This is a genomic window from Janthinobacterium sp. Bl 1, from assembly GCF_058215535.1.
The window spans coordinates 381,092-405,195 of record NZ_CM177086.1 but is presented as its reverse complement, the minus strand read 5'-3'; the positions used below and the strand labels follow the sequence as shown (position 1 = coordinate 405,195).

General features: G+C 61.2%; 24 protein-coding genes. 10 read left to right on the top strand and 14 right to left on the bottom strand.

Features of this window, described 5'->3' with window-relative positions; genetic code table 11:
- Positions 1–119: 119 nt before the first annotated feature.
- Genes AC4BCN_RS01770 through AC4BCN_RS01760 form a run of 3 tightly spaced genes read right to left on the bottom strand, consistent with a single transcriptional unit; the run spans position 120 to position 3,859 of the window.
- Positions 120–1,907 (bottom strand): IlvD/Edd family dehydratase, encoded by a 1,788-nt coding sequence (locus AC4BCN_RS01770; RefSeq protein WP_490492440.1) that lies wholly within the window; start codon positions 1,905–1,907, stop codon positions 120–122.
- Positions 1,904–2,671, bottom strand: coding sequence for a D-xylose 1-dehydrogenase (gene xylB / locus AC4BCN_RS01765; RefSeq protein WP_490492439.1), 768 nt, complete (start codon positions 2,669–2,671; stop codon positions 1,904–1,906). Before xylB ends, AC4BCN_RS01770 begins: the two co-directional genes overlap by 4 nt.
- A gap of 27 nt (positions 2,672–2,698) precedes the next feature.
- Entirely contained in the window at positions 2,699–3,859 is a 1,161-nt protein-coding gene (locus tag AC4BCN_RS01760; RefSeq protein ID WP_490492438.1) for a fumarylacetoacetate hydrolase family protein, read from the bottom strand.
- A 429-nt stretch (positions 3,860–4,288) separates the two neighbouring features.
- On the opposite strand from AC4BCN_RS01760, the gene chvE reads away from it, so the two are divergent.
- The 3 genes from chvE (at position 4,289) to mmsB (ending at position 8,173) form a co-directional block, all read left to right on the top strand.
- Positions 4,289–5,311, top strand: a complete 1,023-nt coding sequence (gene chvE, locus AC4BCN_RS01755; RefSeq protein ID WP_223278970.1) for a multiple monosaccharide ABC transporter substrate-binding protein — start codon at positions 4,289–4,291, stop codon at positions 5,309–5,311.
- Positions 5,312–5,424: 113 nt separating this feature from the next.
- Positions 5,425–6,966, top strand: coding sequence for a multiple monosaccharide ABC transporter ATP-binding protein (gene mmsA / locus AC4BCN_RS01750; RefSeq protein WP_456148157.1), 1,542 nt, complete (start codon positions 5,425–5,427; stop codon positions 6,964–6,966).
- Positions 6,956–8,173 carry a multiple monosaccharide ABC transporter permease gene (mmsB, locus tag AC4BCN_RS01745; RefSeq protein ID WP_331778202.1) on the top strand — a complete coding sequence of 406 codons (1,218 nt, stop codon included), beginning with the start codon at positions 6,956–6,958 and terminating at the stop codon, positions 8,171–8,173. The genes mmsA and mmsB overlap by 11 nt, the downstream gene beginning before the upstream one ends.
- 68 nt (positions 8,174–8,241) lie before the next feature.
- Here the strand turns inward: mmsB and AC4BCN_RS01740 are convergent, their stop codons facing one another.
- Both AC4BCN_RS01740 and AC4BCN_RS01735 read right to left on the bottom strand, forming a co-directional pair.
- Positions 8,242–9,876, bottom strand: coding sequence for an NAD(P)-binding protein (locus AC4BCN_RS01740; protein WP_490492437.1), 1,635 nt, complete (start codon positions 9,874–9,876; stop codon positions 8,242–8,244).
- On the bottom strand, positions 9,876–11,387 hold the full coding sequence (locus tag AC4BCN_RS01735) for a polyamine aminopropyltransferase (RefSeq protein WP_490492436.1): 1,512 nt from the start codon (positions 11,385–11,387) through the stop codon (positions 9,876–9,878). The genes AC4BCN_RS01740 and AC4BCN_RS01735 overlap by 1 nt, the downstream gene beginning before the upstream one ends.
- Positions 11,388–11,447: 60 nt before the next feature.
- On the opposite strand from AC4BCN_RS01735, the gene AC4BCN_RS01730 reads away from it, so the two are divergent.
- The 7 genes from AC4BCN_RS01730 (at position 11,448) to rsgA (ending at position 16,867) form a co-directional block, all read left to right on the top strand.
- Positions 11,448–11,834 (top strand): DUF350 domain-containing protein, encoded by a 387-nt coding sequence (locus AC4BCN_RS01730; RefSeq protein ID WP_034752720.1) that lies wholly within the window; start codon positions 11,448–11,450, stop codon positions 11,832–11,834.
- Between the two features lie 31 nt (positions 11,835–11,865).
- Positions 11,866–12,894, top strand: a complete 1,029-nt coding sequence (locus tag AC4BCN_RS01725) for an SPFH domain-containing protein (RefSeq protein WP_490492435.1) — start codon at positions 11,866–11,868, stop codon at positions 12,892–12,894.
- A gap of 10 nt (positions 12,895–12,904) precedes the next feature.
- Entirely contained in the window at positions 12,905–14,368 is a 1,464-nt protein-coding gene (locus tag AC4BCN_RS01720; RefSeq protein ID WP_128140738.1) for a DUF4178 domain-containing protein, read from the top strand.
- A complete protein-coding gene (locus AC4BCN_RS01715; protein ID WP_157814714.1) occupies positions 14,365–14,535 on the top strand; it encodes a hypothetical protein in 171 nt (56 codons plus the stop codon). The genes AC4BCN_RS01720 and AC4BCN_RS01715 overlap by 4 nt, the downstream gene beginning before the upstream one ends.
- Positions 14,536–14,537: 2 nt before the next feature.
- Positions 14,538–14,909: an adenosylmethionine decarboxylase gene (gene speD, locus AC4BCN_RS01710; protein ID WP_139091299.1), complete on the top strand. Its 372-nt coding sequence runs from the start codon at positions 14,538–14,540 to the stop codon at positions 14,907–14,909.
- Between the two features lie 64 nt (positions 14,910–14,973).
- Positions 14,974–15,528, top strand: coding sequence for a hypothetical protein (locus tag AC4BCN_RS01705; protein ID WP_490492434.1), 555 nt, complete (start codon positions 14,974–14,976; stop codon positions 15,526–15,528).
- Positions 15,529–15,802: 274 nt separating this feature from the next.
- Positions 15,803–16,867, top strand: a complete 1,065-nt coding sequence (gene rsgA, locus AC4BCN_RS01700) for a ribosome small subunit-dependent GTPase A (RefSeq protein ID WP_490492433.1) — start codon at positions 15,803–15,805, stop codon at positions 16,865–16,867.
- A gap of 69 nt (positions 16,868–16,936) precedes the next feature.
- On the opposite strand, the gene AC4BCN_RS01695 is transcribed toward rsgA, so the two are convergent.
- The 9 genes from AC4BCN_RS01695 to AC4BCN_RS01655 form a co-directional block, all read right to left on the bottom strand.
- Positions 16,937–17,356, bottom strand: a complete 420-nt coding sequence (locus AC4BCN_RS01695) for a F0F1 ATP synthase subunit epsilon (RefSeq protein ID WP_034752707.1) — start codon at positions 17,354–17,356, stop codon at positions 16,937–16,939.
- Between the two features lie 62 nt (positions 17,357–17,418).
- Positions 17,419–18,819: a F0F1 ATP synthase subunit beta gene (gene atpD, locus AC4BCN_RS01690; protein ID WP_034752705.1), complete on the bottom strand. Its 1,401-nt coding sequence runs from the start codon at positions 18,817–18,819 to the stop codon at positions 17,419–17,421.
- A gap of 29 nt (positions 18,820–18,848) precedes the next feature.
- The gene (gene atpG, locus AC4BCN_RS01685) at positions 18,849–19,724 is read right to left on the bottom strand and encodes a F0F1 ATP synthase subunit gamma (RefSeq protein WP_102293016.1); all 876 of its coding nucleotides are present in this window, start codon (positions 19,722–19,724) and stop codon (positions 18,849–18,851) included.
- A 62-nt stretch (positions 19,725–19,786) separates the two neighbouring features.
- A complete protein-coding gene (gene atpA, locus AC4BCN_RS01680; protein ID WP_034752701.1) occupies positions 19,787–21,328 on the bottom strand; it encodes a F0F1 ATP synthase subunit alpha in 1,542 nt (513 codons plus the stop codon).
- Between the two features lie 78 nt (positions 21,329–21,406).
- Positions 21,407–21,952 (bottom strand): F0F1 ATP synthase subunit delta, encoded by a 546-nt coding sequence (locus tag AC4BCN_RS01675; protein ID WP_034752699.1) that lies wholly within the window; start codon positions 21,950–21,952, stop codon positions 21,407–21,409.
- A 2-nt stretch (positions 21,953–21,954) separates the two neighbouring features.
- Positions 21,955–22,425: a F0F1 ATP synthase subunit B gene (locus tag AC4BCN_RS01670; protein WP_034752697.1), complete on the bottom strand. Its 471-nt coding sequence runs from the start codon at positions 22,423–22,425 to the stop codon at positions 21,955–21,957.
- Between the two features lie 43 nt (positions 22,426–22,468).
- Entirely contained in the window at positions 22,469–22,747 is a 279-nt protein-coding gene (gene atpE, locus AC4BCN_RS01665) for a F0F1 ATP synthase subunit C (protein WP_034752695.1), read from the bottom strand.
- 59 nt (positions 22,748–22,806) lie between these two features.
- Positions 22,807–23,616 carry a F0F1 ATP synthase subunit A gene (atpB, locus tag AC4BCN_RS01660; protein WP_046681851.1) on the bottom strand — a complete coding sequence of 270 codons (810 nt, stop codon included), beginning with the start codon at positions 23,614–23,616 and terminating at the stop codon, positions 22,807–22,809.
- A 51-nt stretch (positions 23,617–23,667) separates the two neighbouring features.
- Positions 23,668–24,036: an ATP synthase subunit I gene (locus AC4BCN_RS01655; RefSeq protein ID WP_034752692.1), complete on the bottom strand. Its 369-nt coding sequence runs from the start codon at positions 24,034–24,036 to the stop codon at positions 23,668–23,670.
- Positions 24,037–24,104 lie beyond the last annotated feature (68 nt).

Here is a 24,104-nt window from a genome sequence, read left to right as displayed (position 1 = left end):
TGTCTCCTTGTGGATTTTATTAACAACGTTTTTTAACTGCGGGTACTGCTGAAAAATTTTATGTCTGTGGTGGTGTCGGCTTACGCGCGGAGCGCTAACCCGGCCTACCTCGACCTACATCAATGGTTGTGACGTGGCAGGGTCTGTCCCACGGCGCGGTATTTCAGGGCCAGCTCCATGCAGGCCCCCGTTTCCAGCTGGCCCACGCTGGCGCGGTAGATTTCCTGCCATGGCGTGGCGCTGTCGTTGACGGGTGGCGGCAGTTCCTGGGCGCGGCGCGCCAGTTCGCCAGCATCGACCAGCATGTCGCACTGGCCCCCGTTCAAGTCCACGCGGATGATGTCGCCCGTGCGCAGCAGCGCCAGGCCGCCGCCCACGGCGCTTTCCGGCGATGCGTTCAGGATCGACGGGCTGTCCGACGTGCCCGACTGGCGCCCGTCGCCCAGGGTCGGCAGGTTCAAAATGCCAGCCTTGAGCAAGGCGTCGGGCGGCTGCATGTTGACCACTTCGGCCGAACCGGGCCAGCCCACGGGACCTGCGCCGCGCATGACCAGCATGCAGCTGTCGTCGATGTTGAGCGCCGGGTCGTTGATGCGTGCGTGATAGTCGGCAGAACCATCGAAGACGATGGCGCGCGCCTCGAACACGCCTTCGCTGCCGGGACGCGACAGGTAGCGCTCGCGGAAAGCGGGCGAGATCACGCTGGTCTTCATGATGGCGAAGTCGAACAGGTTGCCCTGCAAGGCCATGAAACCGGCCTTTTCCTTCAGCGGTGCGGCAAACGGGCGGATCATCTCGCGATCAGTACTTTCGCGTCCGGCCAGGTTCGCCGCCATCGTCTGGCCCGTGACCGTCAACCGGTCCGCGTGCAGCAATCCCGCCTGCTGCAGCTCCCACATCACGGCCGGCACGCCGCCGGCGCGGTGGAAGCGCTCACCCAGGTATTTCCCGGCCGGCTGCATGTTCAACAGCAGCGGCACGTCGTAGCCGTGTTCCATCCAGTCGCTTGAGCGCAATTCCACGCCCGCATGGCGCGCCATGGCCATCAGGTGCGGCTGGGCGTTGGTCGAGCCGCCGATGGCCGCGTTGACGATGATCGCGTCCAGGAACGCCTCGCGCGTGAGAATGCTCGACGGGCGCACGTCGTCATGCGCCATGGCGACGATGCGGCGCCCCGTTTCATAGGCGATCTGGCCCCGCTCGCGGTACGGCGCGGGGATGGCCGAGCAGCCCGTGAGCGACATGCCCAGCGCCTCGGCCAGCGCATTCATGGTCGATGCCGTGCCCATGGTGTTGCAGTGGCCGGCCGATGGCGCGGAGGCGGCGGCGATCTGCAGGAATTTGTCGTTGTCGATCAAGCCGGCGGACAGTTGGCGGCGGCCCTTCCAGATGGCGGCGCCGGAGCCCACCAGTTCGCCGTCCATCCAGCCGTCGAGCATGGGGCCGCCCGACAGCACAATGGCGGGAATGTCCACCGTGGCGGCGGCCATCAATTGCGCCGGCGTCGTCTTGTCGCAGCCCGTCGTCAGCACCACGGCGTCGATCGGGTAGCCGTGTAAAATCTCCACCAGGCCCAGATACGCGAGGTTGCGGTCCAGCGCGGCCGTGGGACGGCGGCAGTTCTCGAAGATCGGGTGCAGCGGGAATTCCATCGGGATGCCGCCCGCATCGCGGATGCCGTCGCGCACGCGCTGCGCCAGCTCCAGATGGATGCGGTTGCAGGGACTGATATCGCTGCCGCTTTGCGCGATGCCGATGATGGGCCGGCCCGAACGCAGCTCCTCGGCCGTGATGCCGTAGTTCATGAAGCGCTCGAGGTACAGCGCCGTCATGTCGATGTGGTCGGGATTGTCGAACCAGTCCTGCGAGCGGAAGCGCCGCGCCTGGAGTTTGCCTGCGGTGCTCATGCGCCGTACCAGCCTGCGTCGACGTAGTATTCGCGTCCCGCGCACTTGGCCGCGTTGTCCGACGCGAGGAACAGCGCCAGCGCCGCCACGTCTTCCGGCTCCACGCGGAGCTGCAGGCATTGGCCCTGCAGGATCACGGCTTCCGCTTCCGGCGTATGCCACAGCTTTTCCTGGCGCGGCGTGCGCACGGCGCCGGGAATGATGCAGTTGACGCGGATGCCGTCGACGCCCAGGTCGCGCGCCAGGCCGCGCGTCAAGCCCTCGATGCCGGCCTTGGCCGTCATGTAGATCGACAGGCGCGCTTGCGCCAAATGCCAGGAAATCGACCCCAGGTTGAGAATCACGCCGCTGCCCTTGACGCGCATGGCGGGCGCCACGGCCTGGGCGCAGAAATACTGGTGGCGCAGGTTGACGGCCATGCGCTCGTCCCAGTAGGCGGGCGTGACGTCCTGCAGTTCGTGGCGGTCGTCATTGGCCGCGTTGTTGACGAGGATATCCGTGGCGCCCGCGCTGTGTGCGATCTCGGCGAAGGTGGCGGCCAGCGCGCCCAGGTCCGTCAGGTCGCAATAGCGGAAAACGGGCGGCTGCGGCAGGTGGGCCAGCTTGTCCTGCAGCGCCAGCGACGCCTCGCGGGCGATATCGAGAAAGGTGACGTGGGCGCTCTGGCGCGCGAACGCCTCGACGATGGCTACGCCGATGCCGGTGCCGCCGCCCGTGATGACGACGCGCTTGCCGGCCAGGCTAGGGTAAGTTGCATGCTGCATGATGTCTCTCTTTTTAAAATAATCGGATCAAAGCAAGCCGCGCTGGGCCAGGTTCTGGTACAGCGCGCGCACGCCGAACGTCCAGGGGGTAATCGCATCGCAGCGCTGCACTTCGTTGACCAGCGCGCCCAGCGCAGCGCTGGCAATCGTCACCCGGTCGCCCAGGTGGTGCGTAAAGCCGCCGCCCTGCGCGCCGCGGTCCTTCACGGGCGAGAACATGGTCCCGAGGAACAGCATGAAGCCGTCCGGATACTGGTGGTACTGGCCTGCCGTCTGGCGCACGAGGTCGAGCGGGTCGCGGCTGATTTCGCGCATGAAGCTGGCGCCTTCGAGCGCAAAGCCGTCGTCCGCGCCTTCGATCAGCAGCGACACTTCCGCTTCGCGCACGGTGTCGAGCGTGAAGTGCTCGTCGAACAGGCGGATGAAGGGGCCGATGGCGCAGGAGCCATTGTTGTCCTTGGCCTTGCCCAGCAAGAGGGCGCTGCGCCCTTCGATATCGCGCAGGTTGACGTCGTTGCCCAGGGTCGCCCCCAGCACCTCGCCACGGCTGTTGACGGCCAGGACGATCTCGGGCTCCGGGTTGTTCCAGGCGGACGATGGCAGCAAGCCCACCTGCGCGCCGCAGCCCACCGACGACATCGGCTGCGCCTTGGTAAACACTTCCGCATCGGGGCCGATGCCCACTTCCATGTATTGCGACCAGGCGCCGCGCTGCTGCAGCTGCTGTTTCAGGCGTTGCGCCGCGTCCGAGCCTGGCTTCAGTGCCGACAGGTCGCCGCCCAATGTCATTTGCAGGGCGGTGCGCAAGCTGGCCGCGCGCGCCGCGTCGCCGCCAGCCTGTTCCTCGATCACCCGTTCGAGCAGGCTGACGGCGAAGGTCACGCCGCAAGCCTTGACGGCCTGCAGGTCGCACGGCGCCAGCAGCAGCGGCTCGGCGGCCGGCGCGGCCAGCGCCTGCTCCAGCAGCGACTGCACGGGTCCGAGCGCGATGCCGGGCGCATGGCGGACGATATCAAGCGCATCGCTGCGCTCGAACAGCTCGGCCACCGTCGCTACCGTCTGCGTGATGTCGACCACTTCGCCGCCGCGCACGGCGACGACGCACGGGCCGTCACGCCAGATGCGGCCGACAAGGAGGGCCTGCGCCAGGTCGGCGGGCAACAAAGAGGCGGGGGAAATCGGCTGCATGGCAAGCTTTCAAAAGGTCGTGACGGGATGGCCGGTGTTCAAGTTCGGACCGATTCTGCGCGCCGCCCTGTGTCGCCGCAATTACGAAAATCACCAAATTGAATGATGATTATTGGTATTGCAGCGCACCAAAAAAAGCCGCCATTCAGCCCCCGTTTCCGCCCTGTGCGCAGGCGGGACGGCGCGCCATGGCGCATTGCATCAATTGACCCATCGATATCGTTTTGGATATCAGCAATGCGAAAAAAGTGATTGGTGAGGGATGGATGGACAAACTAGTATCAGCCGTGGCCTGCAATCGGCCATTCGCACGGAGCCCGCCCACTGGACGACGGCCCTGGCACATTCAACTATCGAAGACGGTGGAGACCTGAAATGAAAACAACAATGAAAATGCTGACCGCGAGCCTGGCGCTGGCCATCTCCGGCATGGCGGTAATGCCCGTGGCAAGCGCCGCAGACAAGGGCGCAATCGGCATCTCGATGCCAACCAAATCGTCCATGCGCTGGATTGCCGACGGCGACAACATGGTCAAGGTATTCAAGGAGCGCGGCTACAAGACGGACTTGCAGTTTGCCGACGACGATATCCCGAACCAGCTGGCGCAGGTGGAAAACATGATCACCAAGGGCGCCAAGGTGCTGGTGATCGCCGCCATCGACGGCACCACCCTGTCGAACGTGCTGCAAAAAGCGGCCGACAAGGGCATCAAGGTCATCTCGTATGACCGTTTGATCCGTGGCACGAAAAACATCGATTACTACGCCACCTTCGACAACTTCCAGGTCGGCGTGCTGCAAGCGGGCTATATCGAATCGGCGCTGAAACTCAAGGAAGGCAAGGGCCCGTTCAATATCGAACTGTTCGGCGGCTCGGCCGACGACAACAATGCGCACTTCTTCTACAACGGCGCGCTGTCGGTGCTGAAACCCTACATCGACAGCGGCAAGCTGGTGGTGCGCTCGAAGCAGATGGGCATGGAAAAGGTCGCCACCCTGCGCTGGGATGGCGCCGTGGCGCAAGCCCGCATGGACAACCTGCTCAGCGCCTACTACGGCAATGCCCGCGTCGACGCCGTGCTGTCGCCATATGACGGCTTGAGCATCGGCATCCTGTCCTCGCTCAAGGGCGTCGGCTACGGCACGCCGAAGCAGCCCTTCCCCGTCGTGACGGGCCAGGATGCGGAAATCCCGTCGGTGAAATCGATCATCCGCGGCGAACAGGCATCGACCGTGTTCAAGGACACGCGCGAACTGGCCAAGGTCACGGCCAACATGGTCGACGCGATGATGAGCGGCAAAACGCCGACCGTCAACGATACGAAGACCTATAACAACGGCGTGAAAGTCGTGCCGTCCTACCTGTTGAAACCGGTCACAGTCGACAAGGCGAACTGGAAGCAGGTGCTCGTCACCGGCAGCGGCTACTACACGGAAGCGCAAGTGAAATAAGCATCCAAGGTACTGAAGGCCCGGCCCTGCCGGGCCTTTCGCTTCACGCACTATCAAGAACAAGACTGCCGCACGACCGATGCCGACCAGCGCGGCCGTGCCAGAGAGGTTATATGACGAACACTATCCTGGAAATGCGCGGGATACGCAAAACATTCCCGGGCGTCGTTGCGCTCGACAATGTCAACCTGCGGGTACGCAGCGGCGAGATCCACGCCATCGTCGGCGAAAACGGCGCCGGCAAATCGACCCTGATGAAAGTGCTCAGTGGCGTCTACGGCCATGGCAGCTATACGGGCGACATCGATTACCTGGGCCAGACGCGGCACTTCCGCGGCATCAAGGACAGCGAAGAAATCGGCATCATCATCATCCACCAGGAACTGGCGCTGGTGCCTCAGTTGTCGATCGCCGAGAATATCTTCCTCGGCAACGAACCGTCCAGCATGGGCGTCATCGACTGGGAATACGCGCAAAGCAAGACGCGCGAACTGCTGCACAAAGTCGGCTTGAAAGAATCACCTGACACCCTGATCACCAACCTGGGCGTGGGCAAGCAGCAACTGATCGAGATCGCCAAGGCGCTGTGCAAGGACGTCAAGCTCTTGATCCTCGACGAGCCGACGGCCAGTCTGAACGAAAGCGACAGCGCGGCCCTGCTCGACCTGCTGCTTGGCCTGAAAGCCCAGGGCATCGCCTCGATCCTGATTTCGCACAAGCTCAATGAAATTTCAAGAGTCGCCGATGCCATCACGGTGCTGCGCGACGGGAACACGGTTGACAGTTTCGACTGCCGCATCGAACCCGTCAGCGAAGACCGCATCATCGAAAAAATGGTCGGACGCGAAATGGCCGACCGCTATCCGCCGCGCACGCCCACCATCGGCGAGACCATTTTCGAAGTGCGCGACTGGCGCGTCTTCCATCCCGAGCATGCCGACCGCCCCGTCATCAAGGGCATCAACATGCACGCGAAAAAGGGAGAGATCATCGGCATCGCCGGCTTGATGGGCTCCGGGCGCACGGAACTGGCGATGAGCATCTTCGGCCGCGCCTACGGCCAGCGCATCAGCGGCACGGTGCTCAAGAATGGCCAGGAAATCGACGTCAGCACCATCGGCAAGGCGATCGCGCACGGCCTCGCGTATGTGACGGAAGACCGCAAGGGCCTGGGCCTGATCCTCGAGGAAGACATCCAGAAGAACACCAGCCTGGCCAACCTCGATGCGATTTCGCAGCACATGGTGATCGACGAGCAGCGTGAATTCAGCGTGGCCGAGGATTTCCGCCGCAAGCTCAAGACCCGCTGCTCGAGCGTGGCGCAGAAGGTGGTCAATCTGTCCGGCGGCAACCAGCAGAAAGTGGTGCTGGCGAAGTGGCTGTTTTCGCGCCCCGACGTGCTGATCCTCGATGAACCGAGCCGCGGCATCGACGTGGGCGCCAAGTACGAGATCTACAGCATCATCAGCGACCTGGCCGCGGAAGGCAAATGCATCATCATGATCTCGTCGGAGATGCCGGAATTGCTGGGCATGTGCGACCGGATCTATGTCATGAACGAAGGCCGCTTTGCGGCGGAATTGAGCGCGGCAGAAGCATCGCAGGAGCGAATCATGCGCGCGATCGTTACACACGGAGAAAACAATGGACAATAAATTGACAGCAGGCGCGTCGGCAGCAGCAGCGCCAGCGGCCGCGCCGCAAGCGAAAAGCTATGCCGGCTTTTTGAAGAACAATATGCGCGACTACGGCATGCTGCTCTCGCTGATCGTCATCATGGGCTTTTTCCAGTACATGACCGACGGCACCCTGATGCAGCCGCTGAACCTGACCAACCTGGTGCTGCAAAACAGCTACATCGTCATCATGGCGCTGGGCATGCTGATGGTCATCGTGGCTGGCCATATCGATTTGTCCGTCGGCTCCGTGGTCGGCTTCGTCGGCGCGCTGGCGGCCGTCCTGATCGTCAACTACAACATGAATTTTGTCGCGGCCAGCATCCTCTGCCTGCTGGCTGGCGCCGTCATCGGCGGCGCGCAAGGCTATTTCGTCGCCTTCTTCAAAATCCCGTCCTTCATCGTCACCCTGGCCGGCATGCTGGTCTTCAAGGGCTTGACCCTGGCGCTGCTCGCTGGCCAGTCGGTCGGCCCTTTCCCGGAAGGCTTCCAGATGCTCAGCTCGGGCTTTTTGCCCGACCCGTTCGGCGGCGAAAACCTGCGCGGCTTTTCACTGCTGCTGGGTGTGATCGCCGCCGCGGCGCTGATCATCACCTCGCTGCGCAGCCGCGCCAAGCAACTGAAACACGGCATGGAAAACGAGCCGCGCGCTTTCTTCCTGCTGAAAAATGCGGTCTTCGCCGCCGTGATGGTGTATTTCAGCTATTTGCTGGCGTCGTACCGCGGCTTCCCCAACGTGCTGGCCGTGATGTCGCTGCTCATCGTCGCCTACACCTTCATTACCAACCGCACCGTGCTGGGCCGCCGCGTATATGCCGTGGGCGGCAACGAGAAGGCGGCGCGACTGTCCGGCATCAAGACGGAACGGGTCAGCTTCTACACCTTCGTCAACATGGGCATGCTGGCCGCGCTGGCCGGTCTGATCTTCGCGGCGCGCCTGAATACGGCCACACCGAAGGCCGGTACGGGTTTCGAGCTGGACGTGATCGCCGCCTGCTTCATCGGCGGCGCCTCGGCCTCGGGCGGCGTGGGCAAGGTGATGGGAGCCGTCATCGGCGCCTTCATCATGGGCGTGATGAACAACGGCATGTCCATCATGGGCATCGGCATCGACTACCAGCAAGTGATCAAGGGCCTGGTGCTGCTGGCGGCCGTCTTCATCGACGTCATTAATAAAAATAAATGAGAAGAACAAGGAAGTACAGGTTCGAGCCTTAGGGGGCTCTGGCCGGCGCTTGCGCCGGCCTTTTTCATTTATGTGATCGCCAGCCGCGCCGCACGGTCGCCCCACCACGCGGCCTCTTCAAATACGGAAAAGCCCGACAGATCGGCATGCGCGAACAGGATGGCGCCATCGTGTTCGCGCAAGGCTTTGAGCCCTGCATTGCTGCGAAATCCCGGCAAGGGAGCCGCCATGGCGTGGCCGCGCACGGTGATGTCGACGCGCTCGACGCAGCTGGCAAAATCGCGTCCATACGCCGTCTTCAAATCGACGCTGGCCAGCGCCAGCAATTCTTCGGGCGTGGCCGTATCGAGCCATTTGCGCGCTTGCTGCGGCGTGCGGTCAGATAAGGCCACGTAGGCGCTGAAGACGGTTTTCTCGGGCGGGCGCACGCGGATATCCTGATGCGTGGAGACGACATAGCCGAGGCCCGGTTCCTGATACACCACGTTGTCCCAGCACAGCGGTGCGTGCGGCAGTTCGTCGGGAAAACGCTTGAGCAGGAAATTGGCCACCATCCACGGCGCATACGCGGGCGTATCGCGCTTCGCGTCGAAGCCATAGGCGGCGATGTTGTCCACCACGCGCGCCGCGACATACAGCGGCATGGCGCAGATGGCCTTGCGCGCCTTGACCAGGTAGGTGCGCGGCTGGCCATCGACCAGCTCCAGGCACAGCGCCTCCACGCCGCTGGCCGTCGTCGTGAGGGAAACCACCGTGCCCGCATGGCGTTTGACCCCTGAGGCCTGCTCCATGGCCGTGGCGACCGGCTGCATGCCGCCCGGCCAAGTCAGCCAGGCGCCATTGCCCGCGTTGGCCGCCTGGCCCCAGCGGCTGCAGTAGTAATGCAGGCCGGCCCAGGCCGAGACCTGGTCGTAGCGCGTGCCGTAGTCGTCGCGGCAGCAGTAATTCAAATACCAGTGCAAGGTGGGCGAGGTGTATCCCTCGCGCTCCATCCACTGTTTCAAGGTGATGGTATCGAGCGCCTGCCAGGCCGGGTCTTGCGACGATTCCACGGTAGGAAAAACGAAGACGCGCTTGCCATCGTTGCCATGCGCTTGGCGCAGGCGCCGCACATCGGCAAAGAAGCGCTCGTGCTGCGCCAGTTCATCGGCGGAGATACCTTCGGTGGGAATGAAGCCATCCTGCCACTGGCCGTTGAACAGCAAGCGCTCTTCCGGCGCATGCAGGATGTAGCGCTCGTCGTAAGTGGGCTTTTCCGCCTGCGGATCGCGCTCGATGATGCCCAGGTCGAACAATATCTCTCGCACATGCGTCGATTCGGGCGACGGCAGCGGCAGGTAGTGGCCACCGGTCGGATAAGCGAGGTCGCCGAAATGGCCGCCGGCCGCGTTGCCGTAGGGCTGCGGGCCGTCGATCATGAGGAAATCCTTGTGCCCCAGTTTATTCAGCCGCCATGCGGCCGTCAGGCCGGCGATGCCCGAGCCGAGGATGGCCACGTCGGTATGCAAGGTGCGTGACGGTGGCGGCAGCGCCTTGCGCTCGCGCAGCAGCTCACGCAAATAGTGGCCCTCGCTGCGGCCCGGGTACAGCACCCTGGGCGTGATTTCCTGCCAGCGCAGATAGGCGGCGATGCTGCCGATGCCAGCGGCGGCGGCCGCTGCCGTGCCGCCGGCGGCCCACAGCATGAAGGAACGGCGCTGCATCAGCGGATCACCCGGTTCCAGTCCTGCTCGAATTCATGCACGAGCGACTGGGTGTTGAGGCGATTCGGCGCCATCGGCAGCGGCTGCATGTCGGGCGGGAAGATGAACATTTCGCGCGTGGTGTCCGCATTCAGGTAGCGCATGGGCAGGCGGTATTTCGTCGGCGGTGTGTAGTCGAGCTGCGGCGAGGCGAGGATAAAACCCCATTCGCCGAACGAGGGCACGTAGGCGTGGTAGGGCCAGGTGCGCATGCCCACTTCGCGCAGGGTCGAATTGATGGTCCAGTAGGCGTGCGGGGCAAAGAACGGCGACGTCGATTGCACCACCATCAAGCCCTTGGCCGCCAGGTGCTTTTTCACCAGGTCGTAGAACGGTACCGAATACAGTTTGCCGAGCGCGAAGCTGGACGGATCGGGGAAATCGACGATGGCCGCGTCGAACATGTCGCCGTTGTTGCGCAGCCAGACGGCGGCATCGGCATTGACGACGGTGACGCGCTTGTCCGAGAACGAGCCGTTATTCAGCTTCGCCAATTCCGGGCGCGTGGTAAACGCGGCCGTCATGGCCGGGTCGAGGTCGACCACGGTGACGTGTTCGATCTGGGGATAACGGAGGATTTCGCGCAGGGCCAGACCATCGCCGCCGCCCAGCACCAGCACGCGGCGCGCCCACGGCAGCGCTTCCAGCACGGGATGCACGAGCGCCTCGTGGTAGCGGTACTCGTCGCGCGAGGAAAACTGCAGGTTGCCGTTGATGTACAGCCGCGTATCGTCCTTCCAGCGCGTGATCACCAGGCGCTGGTAGGGCGTGGTGGTGGAGTACACGATCTGGTCGCCGAACAGGCCATGTTCTCCCCAGGCCACCATGCGGTCGGACATGGCAAAGCCGGCAATCAGCAGCAGCATCACGGCGCAGGCGCGCAGCAAACGCCCCGTGAGGTTCTTCAGTTCCGCGCGGAAGACATAGATGCTCCACAGGCCCACGCCCACGTTGAGCATGCCGAACAAAAAGCCCGTGCGCACCAGGCCCAGATACGGCGACAGCACCAGCGGGAACAGCAGGGAAACGGCCAGCGCGCCCAAGTAGTCGAAGGTGAGCACGCGGCTAACCAGTTCGGAAAATTCCGTCTGGCGCGTGTTCAGGGCGCGCATCACCAGCGGCACTTCCATGCCGACCAGTGCGCCGATCAGGAACACCATCACATACAATAAGGTGCGAAATGGCGCCGCCATCCACGAAAACGTCATGAACAGGATGGCGGCCGACAGGCCGCCGATCAGGCCCACGGCCAGTTCGATGTCGACGAAGCGCGAGAGCACGTCGTCGTCCTTCACGTACTTGGAAAAATGAGCACCTACGCCCATGGCAAACAGGTAGCAGCCGATGATGGTGGAAAACTGCAGGATGGAGTCGCCGAGCAGGTAGCTGGACATGGCGCCAGCGATCAGTTCATACGCGAGGCCGCAGGAGGCGACCACGAAGACGGACAAAATCAGAATCTTTTTGTTCATTGGACTTTTTTTTGTTCTAATATGCGTTGACGTTATCAAATACTCATTGCGAGGAAAGCCGTGCCCGCCATCCTAAACTATCTGATCCATCTTATACTGGCCGCCGCGCTGCTGATTGCCTTTTTTATCATCTACACGCGCGTCACGCCGTATAACGAAGTGCTGCTGATCCGCCAGGGTAACCACGCGGCGGCCCTGTCGCTGGGCGGCGCGCTGCTGGGCTTTTCCGCCACCATCGCCTCGTCCCTGATGCACACGGCCGACTACCAGCAATTCTTCGCCTGGGCCTTCGGCGCCATGGTGGTGCAATTGCTCGCCTATGTGGTGACCACGCGTTTGCTGCGCATGTCGAAAGACCAGATCGAATCGAACAACAGCGCTTTCGGCGGCCTGCTGGGCGCCATTGCCCTGTCGATCGGCGCCATCAACGCCGCCTGCATTTCCTGACACCGCTTTATCTTTTTCAAGGACATTCATCATGAGCCTCGGCAGCTTTATCAAGAAGCAGTTTATCGACGTACTGCAGTGGAACGAAGAGACGGAAGGCGTGCTGGCCTGGCGCTTCCCCATGCAGGATTTCGAGATCCAGAACGGCGCCATCCTGAATGTGCGCGAATCGCAGGTCGCCGTCTTCGTCAATGAAGGCAAGATCGCCGACGTCTTCGGTCCCGGCACGCACAAGCTGACGACACAAACCTTGCCGTTGCTGACCAACCTGAAAAACTGGGACAAGCTGTTCGACTCGCCATTCAAGTCGGACGTGTATTACTTCAGCACGCGCGTGCAGACGGGCCGCAAGTGGGGCACGCCGCAGCCGATCACCATCCGCGACAAGGATTTCGACATGATCCGCGTGCGCGCCTTCGGCATGTACTCGTACCGCATCGCCGACGCCCGCACCTTCTTCACCGAGATCAGTGGCACGCGCGAAGTCTACACGCGCGACGAGGTGGAAGACCAGTTGCGCGGCATTCTGATGTCGAGCATGGCCAGCTCGCTGGGCGGCGCGAACGTCCCCTTCCTCGACATGGCGGCCAACCAGGCGCTGATGGCGCAGGAAGTCAAGGATGGCCTGGTGCAGGCGTTTGCCCGCTATGGCGTGGACCTCGATGAATTCAACGTGGCCAGCATCAGCTTGCCCGAGGAATTGCAAGCGGCGCTGGACGAACGCATCTCGGCCGGCATGAAGGGCGGCCTGGGCGCCGACAAGATGAGCGGCTACACCAAATTCCAGGTGGCCAATGCGATCCCGCTGGCGGCGCAAAACGAAGGCGGCATGGCCGGCATCGGTGCGGGACTGGGCGCCGGGCTGTCGATCGGCCAGGTGATGGCGCAAAGCATGGGCGGTGCGCTGCAGCAGCCGGCGCCGGCGGCGCCGCCAGCCCCCGCGGAGGAACCGATCGAGGCGCGCCTGGAAAAACTCAAGGGTCTGCTCGACAAGGGTCTCATTTCGCCGGCCGACTACGATGGCGCCAAGGCTGAACTGCTGAAAAAACTGATCGGCTAAGCGCGACTGCATGCAAACTGTTTCCTGTCCCAGCTGCGGCGCGGAAGTCCGCTTCCGCTCGCACGCTTCCGTGCTCGCCGTGTGCGAGTACTGCCACAGCACCATCCTCAAGGACGCCGATGCCGTCAGGGACGTGGGCAAGATGTCGGCCGTCCTGGAAGACTATACGCCGATCCAGATCGGCACGGCCGGCGTGCACGATGGCATCCACTTCACTGTCGTCGGGCGCATCCAGCAGCGCTACAGCGCTGGCACGTGGAACGAGTGGTATCTGCTGTTCGATGACGCCAGCACGGCGTGGCTGGGCGACTCGTCCGGCCTGTACACCCTGACGCGCGAACGCAGCACGCAAGATACCTTACCCGTCTTTGGCGAGCTGGCGCCGGGCAAGCGCTACACGATCTGCGGCGAGCCGTACACGGCGGCCGAGATCCGCAACGCCGAATGCATCGCCGGCCAGGGCGAATTGCCGTTCAAGGTGGGCGCCGGCTGGCGCATCCAGGTGGCGGACTTCCGCAACTACGCCAGCTTTGTCACGCTCGACTACACGGATGGCCCGCAACCGGTCGTCTACCAGGGCGTCGCCGTCACCCTGGATGGATTGCAGTGCCAGCTGCTGCGCGACGATGACGCCATCGCCAAAAGCGCCGGCAAATACCGCGGCAAGCTCGATGCGCTCGACTGCCCCTCCTGCGGCAGCGGCATCCACTATGTGCCCGGTGCAGCGGCGCAGCTGGTGTGCCCCGCCTGCCACGCCCAGCTCGACGCCAGCGGCCCGGAAGCGCAGGTGCTGGCCATCGGCAAGCAGGTGCACGACAACGCCGACATCTCCCTGGAACTGGGCGCCAGCGCGAAGATCAGCAATGTGGACTTCACGGTCATCGGCATGATGCGCCGCGCCGACGACGAAGGCAGCGAGTGGAACGAATACCTGCTGTACAACGCGCGCGCCGGCTTCTTCTGGCTGGTGGAGACGGACGATGGCTGGTCGCGCTCGAACGTGCTGCCGAACTGGCCCAACTGGGCGTCGCTGGACGCCGATACCTGCACGCTCGATGGCGCCACCTACCGCAAACTGTATGACTACGGCTCGCAGGTCGTGTATGCGGCGGGCGCCTTCAACTGGAAGGTGGCAGTCGGCGACAGCACGCATGTGCATGAATTCGAGCAGGGACAGACCAAGCTGGCGGCCGAGATCACTGGCGAGGAGATGACCTGGTCGCGCTCCGTGCCCGTCGCCTACGACCAGATGGCCGCCTGGTTTGGCGCCGCCTTCCATGGCGGCGACCAGGTACGGAATATCCAGGTGAGCCACCGCGGCATCGCCAAGGTCTTCATCGTCATCGTGCTGGTATTGAACGCGATCCCGATGTTTGTCTCATTCTCCAGCACCTTGATGTGGAGTTTGCTGGGCTGCCTGGCGCTGTTCCTGCCCGCCGCTTTTCTCGACAAGAATGCAAAGAATCCCCCATGAGTAAATATGTGATCTATGCCCTGATGGTGACCTTCAGTGTCACGGCCGCCAACTGGGTGCGCATGTTCAAGGTGGCCGGCAGCAGCAGCGGCAGCAGCTGGAGTTCGCGCACGGGCAGCGGCGGCGGCAGCTATGGCGGCGGTTCCAGCGGCGGGAGCCACAAATAAGCATGGCGTCCACCCCGCATCTGCCCCTGGGCACGCATCTGCTGGCCGACCTGTCGGGCATCGCGCAGGAACCTCTGCGCGACTGCGCCGCGCTCGAGCGCCTGCTGCGCGACGCCGCCATCGCGGCCGGCGCGCAAGTGCTGCACGGCCATTTCCACAGCTTTGGCCCGGGTCAGGGCGTCACGGGCGTGCTGCTGCTGGCCGAGTCCCATATCTCGCTGCATACCTGGCCCGAGGTCGGCTTTGCCGCCGTCGATATCTTCATGTGCGGCGCGGCCCGGCCGCAGCTGGCGCTCGACATCATCAAGGAGGCGCTGCAGGCCGCGCATTGCCAGCTGCAATCCATACGCCGTGCGCCGCCCGGGCATTCCTAGCGCCGCTGGTGGATCGCGTGGGGATCGCTTACACTGTCGGCTCATTCCCCCAACCGTGACTCCCATGCGCCGTTCCGCCCTCCTTGCCCTGCCCCTGCTGCTGCTGGTTTCCGCCTGCGATGACTACACGGCGCCCACCCTGTACCAGGCCACCACGCCCGAGTGCAAGACGTGGACGGAGGGCTCGCGTTTCGAGCTGCCGCGCGGTATCAGCATCTACGCCACGCCGCCCGTCACCCTGAAGGAAGGCGGCACGGAACTGGCGCTGATCTTTACCTTGCCCGTCGGTACGCAAGCCAGTTTTACGCGCCTGTCCTTCCTGCTGGAAGAACCGAAACAGCCGCCCTTCGCGCAAGCCAAGATACTCACCATTTACCAGCGCGGCATGAACCAGAAGGCGGAGATCGTCGACGTCATCGAGCAGCTGCCCATCATGTTTTCCGCCGTCGGCAACAGCAAGGAAACGCAATGGCGCCTGCGGTTGCAACTGCCGCGCCAGCTGCCGCAGCGCTTCGATCTGTCGATGCCCGACATGCTCGTCGGCGGCAAGCGCTACCCGGTGCGCACGTTTACGTACCGCTATTTCCCCGAGCGCCAGGCTTACGGCATGTGCAGCTGAGCCACACCCTCTGTTGACGGCGGCGCAGGCCGCTGGCACACTGGTGTTTTCCATCACACAACAGGAGTAGACAACATGCGCCATTCGGATACTGCCGTGCTGTCGGCTGCCTGATCACCGTTTTTCCCCGCCAAGATTTTTAGCCCGCACTTCCCCATACGCTGATCGCGTAGCCGACTTCCCTTTCTTTCGTGCCAGTCATCGCGACTGGCGGTGCCTGCACGCGCAGGCTACACGTCCGCATGCGGACGACAGAATTTGGAATCACGCTACCATGATCGCATTCGATTTTGCACAACTACGCCTTATCGGGCTGCAGCAGTCCATCGCCAGCGCAGCCACCCAGCTCGACATCTCTTCCCCCGCCGCGCAGCTGATGCGCGTTTGCGCCGTGCACCGCGACAGCATCATCGTGCACGACTGTGTCCTGGAACAGCCGGCGCAGGTCCTGCCGCGCCTGCTGCACGACTTGCAGGCGCAGGACACCATCCTCACGGTGGGCGACTGGGTCGCCGCCGAAGCCGATGGTCACGGCACGCTGTGGATAACAGCGCACTTACCCCCAGCCACGCAAATCGCGCGGCGCGGCAATGACGGCCGGCGCCAACTGCTTGCCAGCAATGTCGATACGGCGCTGCTGGTGATGGGACTGGACGAAGATTTCAATCCGCGCCGCCTCGAGCGCTATCTGTCCATCGTGCTGGCGGCGCAAGTCGGCCCCGTGGTCGTGCTGAGCAAGGCCGACGTGGCCGACGACGTGCCGGGCAAGCTGGCGCAGCTCAAGCACCGTCTGCCGCCCCACGTGCCGCTGTTTGCCATCGATACGCGCCATGCGTATGACGTGGCCATCCTGGAACCGTGGTTGAGCGCCGGCCAGACCCTGGTGCTGCTCGGTTCATCGGGTGCCGGCAAGTCCAGCCTGACCAATACCTTGTGCGCGGTGGAGCAAGCAACCAAGGGCGTGCGCCATGGCGACGGGCGCGGCCGCCACACGACGACGGCCCGCTCGCTGCACCTGTGTGCCAGCGGCGCCTGCATCATCGACACGCCGGGGCTGCGCAGCTGGCGCGCCGATGCCGATGTGGAAACCTTGGCAGCCACCTTTGACGACATCGCGGCGCTGGCGGCGGCGTGCCAGTTCCGCGATTGCCAGCATGCGAGCGAGCCTGGTTGCGCCGTACGCGGCGCCGTCGATGGGGACCGCCTGCGCAATTATCACAAGCTGCTGCGCGACGCCCGCCGCAGCGACGAGACGCCGCTCGAACGCATCGCCGCACGCGCCAAGTGGAAGACGATATTGAAGGCAGGGCTGGAAAGGGGCAAGGACAAGCGCCGCTAATTTTTACTGAAATTCGTTTGCTGAAAAAAAAGGCAGCCCGAAGGCTGCCTTTCTTGCGCGGCGCATTGATTACATCTTGCGCAGCTTCTGGATCGCTGCCAGCTGCGCAATCGCGCTGGCCAGCTCGGCTTGCGCTTGCGCGTAGTCGATGCCCGAATCCTTGTTGTGGATATTTTCTTCCGCCAACTTCTTCGCTTCCAGCGCTTTCGCTTCGTCGAGGTCGTGACCGCGGATTGCGGTATCGGCCAGGACGGTCACGGTATCCGGTTGCACTTCCAGCAGGCCGCCGGCAACGAAGACGAACTCTTCTTCAGCCTGGCCGACTACCTTGATGCGGACCGCGCCCGGACGGATGCGGGTAATCAAAGGCGTGTGGCGTGGGTAGATACCCAGCTCGCCCTGTTCACCCGGCAACGCGACGAATTCTGCTTCGCCTGAAAAAATCAGTTCTTCAGCGGAAACCACGTCAACGTGAATTGTGTGTGCCATGTGTGTCCTATCGGGTTGAAGAACCCCGCCTTCTGAGGGGCGGGGTTAGGCCCAGACTTAACTTAGTTAAGTTTCTTGGCTTTTTCGATTGCTTCTTCGATCGTGCCGACCATGTAGAACGCTTGTTCCGGCAGGTGATCGAGTTCGCCCGAAGCGATCATTTTGAAGCCCTTGATCGTGTCTTTGAGCGAAACGTATTTACCAGGCGCGCCGGTAAAGACTTCAGCGACGTGGAAAGGCTGCGACAGGAAACGCTGCATCTTACGTGCGCGGGCGACCAGCAGTTTGTCTTCCGGTGCCAGCTCGTCCATACCCAGAATCGCGATAATGTCGCGCAATTCCTTGTAGCGTTGCAGGGTCGTTTGCACGGCACGCGCGGTGTCATAGTGCTCTTGACCAACGATCAACGGATCCAGCTGACGCGAGGTCGAATCCAGTGGGTCCACGGCTGGGTAGATACCCAGGGAAGCGATGTCACGCGACAGCGCAACGGTCGAATCCAAGTGAGCAAACGTGGTAGCAGGCGACGGATCGGTGTAATCATCGGCTGGAACGTAGACGGCCTGGATCGAGGTGATCGAACCGGTCTTGGTCGACGTAATACGCTCTTGCAGACGGCCCATTTCTTCAGCCAGGGTCGGTTGGTAACCCACAGCCGACGGCATACGGCCCAGCAGTGCCGAGACTTCGGTACCAGCCAGCGTAAAGCGGTAGATGTTGTCGACGAAGAACAGAACGTCCTTGCCTTCATCACGGAACGATTCAGCGATCGTCAGGCCGGTCAGCGCAACGCGCAGACGGTTACCTGGCGGTTCATTCATCTGACCGTAGACCATCGCGACTTTGGAGTTCTCCGGGTTTTCCAGATCAACCACTTTCGCGTCAGCCATCTCGTGGTAGAAGTCGTTACCTTCACGAGTACGCTCACCAACACCGGCGAACACGGACACGCCGCTGTGCGCTTTGGCGATGTTGTTAATCAGTTCCATCATGTTCACGGTCTTGCCTACGCCAGCGCCGCCGAACAGACCAACTTTACCGCCTTTTGCAAACGGGCAAACCAGGTCGATCACCTTGATGCCGGTTTCCAGCAGTTCTTGCGATGGCGACAGTTCGTCGTATGCGGGAGCCGTGCGGTGGATCGACGCGATCTGCTCGTGCGACACGGGGCCGCATTCGTCGATCGGGTTGCCCAGCACGTCCATGATGCGACCCAGGGTTGCTTTACCGACTGGCACCATGATAGGTTTGCCGGTGTTCTGGATCATCATGCCGCGACGCAGGCCATCGGACGAGCCGAGTGCAATGGTACGGACAATGCCGTCGCCCAACTGCTGTTGTACTTCCAGGGTCAGTTCCGAGCCTGCCATCTTCAAGGCATCAAATACCTTAGGCATCGCGTTGCGGGGAAACTCAACGTCCACCACAGCGCCGATACACTGAACGATTTTGCCATCAGCCATGTTCGTTCCTTCAATATAGTTAAATTCGTTTAAACCGCAGCCGCACCGGCGACGATTTCGGAGAGTTCTTTGGTAATCGCAGCTTGGCGGGTCTTGTTGTAGATCAGCTTCAATTCGCCGATCACACTACCCGCGTTGTCGCTTGCAGCTTTCATCGCGACCATCCGTGCCGATTGCTCGGACGCCAGATTCTCCGCGACAGCCTGGTACACCAGCGCTTCTACATAGCGCTCCAGCAATTCGTCGATGATGCTTTGTGCATCCGGCTCGTAGATGTAATCCCACGAGTGAGCGCTCTTGTCGGCGACCATCTTGTCGGCCGTCAATGGCAGCAACTGTTCGACCACTGGTTCCTGCTTCATCGTGTTGATGAATTTGGTGTAGCACAGGTACACTGCGTCGAGCTTGCCAGCCTGGAACTCTTCGAGCATGACCTTGACAGGTCCGATCAATTTTTCCAGGTGGGGCGTATCACCAGTCTGAATGGCTGAGGCGACGATCTTGACGCCGATGCGATTCAAAAAACCCAAACCCTTGTTACCGATGGCAACTGCTTCAACCCGGTTGCCAGCTGCTTCCAGCTCGCGCGACTTCGACGTCACCTGGCGCAGGATGTTGGTATTCATGCCGCCGCACAGACCCTTGTCGGTCGTCACAACGATGAAACCCACTGCCTTCGCTTGCGTGCCCTGGGCAGCTGCCAGGAACGGGTGCGTGTATTCCGGATTGGCATTCGCCAGATTGGCGGCGATATTCCGAATCTTGTCACTGTAGGGACGGGCGGCCCGCATCCGGTCTTGCGCCTTGCGCATTTTGGACGCGGCGACCATTTCCATCGCCTTGGTGATCTTCTTCGTATTCTCTACGCTCTTGATCTTGCCTCGTATCTCTTTGCTTGATGCCATGAGTCCTTACTCCTTCTGCGCGTAGGGCGGCGCCTCACTCGAGGTGGGCGCCGCCTGGCCGCTTAATATGCGCCGGATTTCTTGAAATCAGCAATGGCCGCCGACAGAGTTGCTTCGCTGTCTTTGTCGAGTTGCTTGGTTTCTTCGATCTTGGCCAGCAGAGCAGCTTGCTTGGTCTTCATGTAAGCGTGGACACCAGCTTCGAACGACAGCACTTGCTTGACTGGCACGTCGTCCATGAAGCCTTTGTTCACCGAGAACAGCGATACGGCCATCAGCGAGATCGACAGTGGCGAGTATTGGGCTTGCTTGAGCAATTCCGTTACGCGGGCACCACGGTCCAGCTGCTTGCGGGTCGATTCATCGAGGTCCGAAGCGAACTGCGCAAACGCGGCCAGTTCACGGTACTGCGCCAAGTCGGTACGGATACCGCCGGACAGGTTTTTGATGACCTTGGTCTGGGCGGCGCCACCGACGCGCGATACGGAAATACCGGCGTTAATTGCAGGACGGATACCGGCGTTGAACAGCGAGGTTTCCAGGAAGATCTGACCGTCGGTAATCGAAATCACGTTGGTTGGAACGAATGCGGACACGTCGCCAGCTTGCGTTTCAATGATCGGCAGTGCCGTCAGGGAACCGGTCTTGCCTTTAACGGCGCCGTCGGTGAACTTCTCGACGTAGTCGGCGTTCACGCGTGCTGCGCGTTCCAGCAGGCGGCTGTGCAGGTAGAACACGTCGCCTGGGTACGCTTCGCGACCTGGTGGACGGCGCAGCAGCAGCGAGATTTGACGGTATGCAACAGCTTGTTTGGACAGATCATCGTAGACGATCAGTGCATCTTCACCGCGGTCACGGAAGTATTCGCCCATGGCGCAACCGGAGTACGGCGAGATGTATTGCATGGCGGCCGATTCCGAAGCGGAAGCGGCGACAACGATGGTGTATTCCATCGCGCCGTGCTGTTCCAGCGAGCGCACGATGTTCTTGATCGACGAGGCTTTTTGGCCAATCGCGACGTAGATACATTTCATGCCCTGGCCTTTTTGATTGATGATCGCATCAATCGCCACAGCCGACTTGCCGGTTTGACGGTCGCCGATGATCAGTTCGCGCTGGCCGCGGCCAACTGGAACCATCGCATCGATCGACTTCAGGCCGGTTTGCATTGGTTGCGAAACGGATTCACGGGCGATCACGCCTGGGGCGATTTTTTCAATCGCGGCCGTCAGTTTGGTTTCGATGGCGCCTTTGCCGTCGATCGGCTGGCCCAGCGCGTTGACAACGCGGCCGAGCAGCTCAGGACCGACTGGCACTTCCAGAATGCGGCCGGTGCATTTCACCGTGTCGCCTTCGGAGATGTGCTCGTAGGCACCCAGAATCACGGAACCGACGGAGTCGCGTTCCAGATTCATTGCCAGGCCAAACGTGTTGCCTGGGAATTCCAGCATCTCGCCTTGCATCACGTCCGACAAACCGTGGATGCGGCAGATACCGTCGGCGACGGAAATAACCGTGCCTTGATTACGCACTTCAGCGCCGCCGTCAAGACCTTGGATCCGGCTCTTGATCAACTCGCTGATTTCAGATGGGTTGAGTTGCATACTAACTCCTAAAAGTGTTTCTCTCAGCTTGCGCGAGGGGTAAGGGTCTGTCTAAGCTGGCCTGCCGAAGCGCGTGTCTTACGACACCAGTGCAGCGTGCAGTTGCTGCAACTTGGCGCGCACCGAGGTATCGAGCACCTGGTCGCCAACGACCACGCGCACGCCGCCGAGCAGCGATGGATCCACTGTGACGGCAGGGTTGAGCTTACGACTGAATTTCTTTTCCAGCGTTGCGACCAGCTCGGCCGTTTGGCCTTCGCTCAGATCGAAAGCGCTCGTGATCTCGGCGTCAGCCGCACCTTCCAGGCCATTTTTCAAGGCATGGAATTGCGCGCCGATTTCCGGCAGCAGGCTGATGCGGCCATTTTCGATCAACATCGTGACGAAGTTTTTCACTTCCTCATTGAGCGGCGATTTCAACAACGACAGGATGGTGGCGGCGACGTCGCTTTCCGAAACTTTCGGATTGCGCGCGTACGCCTGTACCTCGGGGTGGCTACCGATCTGTGCCAGTTCGGACACCAGCTCGGACCACGCCGCGAGGTTGCTTGACTCCTTACCAGCTTGGGCTACGCGGAACAAAGCTTCCGCGTAGGGACGGGCGACGGTTGCGAGTTCTGCCATGATTACAGCTCGACAGCAAGACGCTGCAACATTTCGGCGTGAGCCGTAGCGTTAACTTCACGCTTCAAGATCTGCTCGGCACCCTTGACAGCCAGGTCAGCCACCTGAGCGCGCAATTGTTCGCGTGCTTTCGACAGTTGCTGTTCGGCGTCCGACTGGGCTTGCGCAATGATACGCGCAGCTTCAGCTTGTGCATTTTGCTTGATCTCTTCAGCAACCAGCTGCGCGCGCTTTTCAGCGTCCGCAACGCGTTGCGACGCTTCTTCACGTGCACTGTTCAATGCCTCTTGCGCACGCTTTTCAGCGACTGCCATCGAAGCTTGACCTTGATCGGCCGCAGCCAATCCATCCGCGATTCGTTTGGCACGCTCATCCAGCGCATTGTTCAGCGCTGGAAATACGAACTTCATCGAGAACCAGACCAACACCGCGAAGGTGATCATCTGGCCGATGAGCGACATATTGATGTCCATACCTTTGCTCCTAACTAAAAGTTTCTCCTAGGGTTGGAGCGAATTACTGAGCAACAGCCGTCAGAGCGGACAGGAACGGGTTAGCGAACGTGTACAGCAGAGCAACACCAACGCCGATCATCGAAATAGCATCCAGCAGACCAGCGATAACGAACAGTTTGGTTTGCAGTTGTGGCATCAGTTCTGGTTGACGTGCCGAAGCTTCCAGGAATTTGCCACCCAAGATAGCGAAGCCCAGAGCGGTGCCGATTGCGGCCAGGCCGATGATGATTGCTGCTGCCAGAACGGTCATGCTTTGTACTTGTGCGATCAGAGCTTGCATAAAATTCTCCTAAATTTAAAAACGAAAGATACTAAAAAAACAAAATATAAAGTTAATGATTAATGTTTCTCAACCGCAAGGCTCAGATACACAACCGTCAACGCCATAAACACAAAAGCTTGCAAAGTTACAATCAAGATATGGAAAATTGCCCATGGACCACCCAACGCCCACTGTGCCCACCAAGGCAACAACGCGATCAAGATGAAAATCAGTTCGCCGGCATACATATTGCCGAACAGTCGCAGCGACAGGGAGATCAGTTTTGCAACCAGCTCAACCATTTGCAGCAAGAAATTGACAGGTGCCAGGGCGATCGTGCCGATCAGGCCGCTCGCGTGGAACGGTGCCGTGAACAGTTCCTTGATCCAGCCGCCCAGGCCCTTGGCCTTGATCGAGAAGGCGATCACGCACAGCACGACCGACAGCGACATGGCGAAGGTGTGGTTGACGTCGGCGGTCGGCACGGCGCGCAGTTTATGCACGCCAAACCAGCTCAGAATCTTCGGCAACAGGTCAACCGGCAGGAAGTCCATCGCGTTCAGCAACCAGACCCACACAAAAATAGTGATGGCCAGCGGCGCGATGACCTTGCTTTTCGCGTGGAAGGCCCCATTAATAGTGTCATTGACGATTTCCATGACCATTTCGACGAAGTTTTGCAACTTGCCAGGGACACCAGCCGTCGCGCGGCGCGACGCCATATAGAAAACAGCCAGGAAAACAAAGCCCAGAATGGCCGAAATCCAGAACGTATCCAGATTGATCATGCCGTCGGCACTTCTCAGGTGGGCCAGATGGTGACTGATGTATTCTGTGGCGTTGGCCGGGGCAGCATGGCCCGCTTCAATAGCGTGTTCTGTGGTCATAATGAATTTAGATTTGTCGTTTCAGAGCTCAACAGGCCCCAAAACCAATGATTAAACAGCGAGCAATGAAAACCAGTATGCTAAGGTTGCCACCGCGAAACCCAAGATCAGCCATAACCAGGCGGCCGACTGAAACAACACCAGTGCCAATATAAACAGCACCGCTGTGATAAATATTTTCACCACTTCTGCGCGCAAATGCGCCCGGAATGCCTTATTGGCGTCGCTAGAACCGCGAACCACCAACAGGGCATACACCAGGCTACCGATGACTGCGATAGCGCCGCCGTATGCGGCGGACCAGCCTCTGACACTGCCACCGAAAAACAGGGTGACCGTGGCAAAACTGATAGCGATTGCTAGCTGCAAGGCAACTACTTTGTAGACTGGCTTGGCAATACTTTGTTGTGAATCACTCAATTGCCAAGTTCCCAGAAAAATCTACACACGCAAAGACACGGGATTATAGTTGGCTTTGATCTATAGAG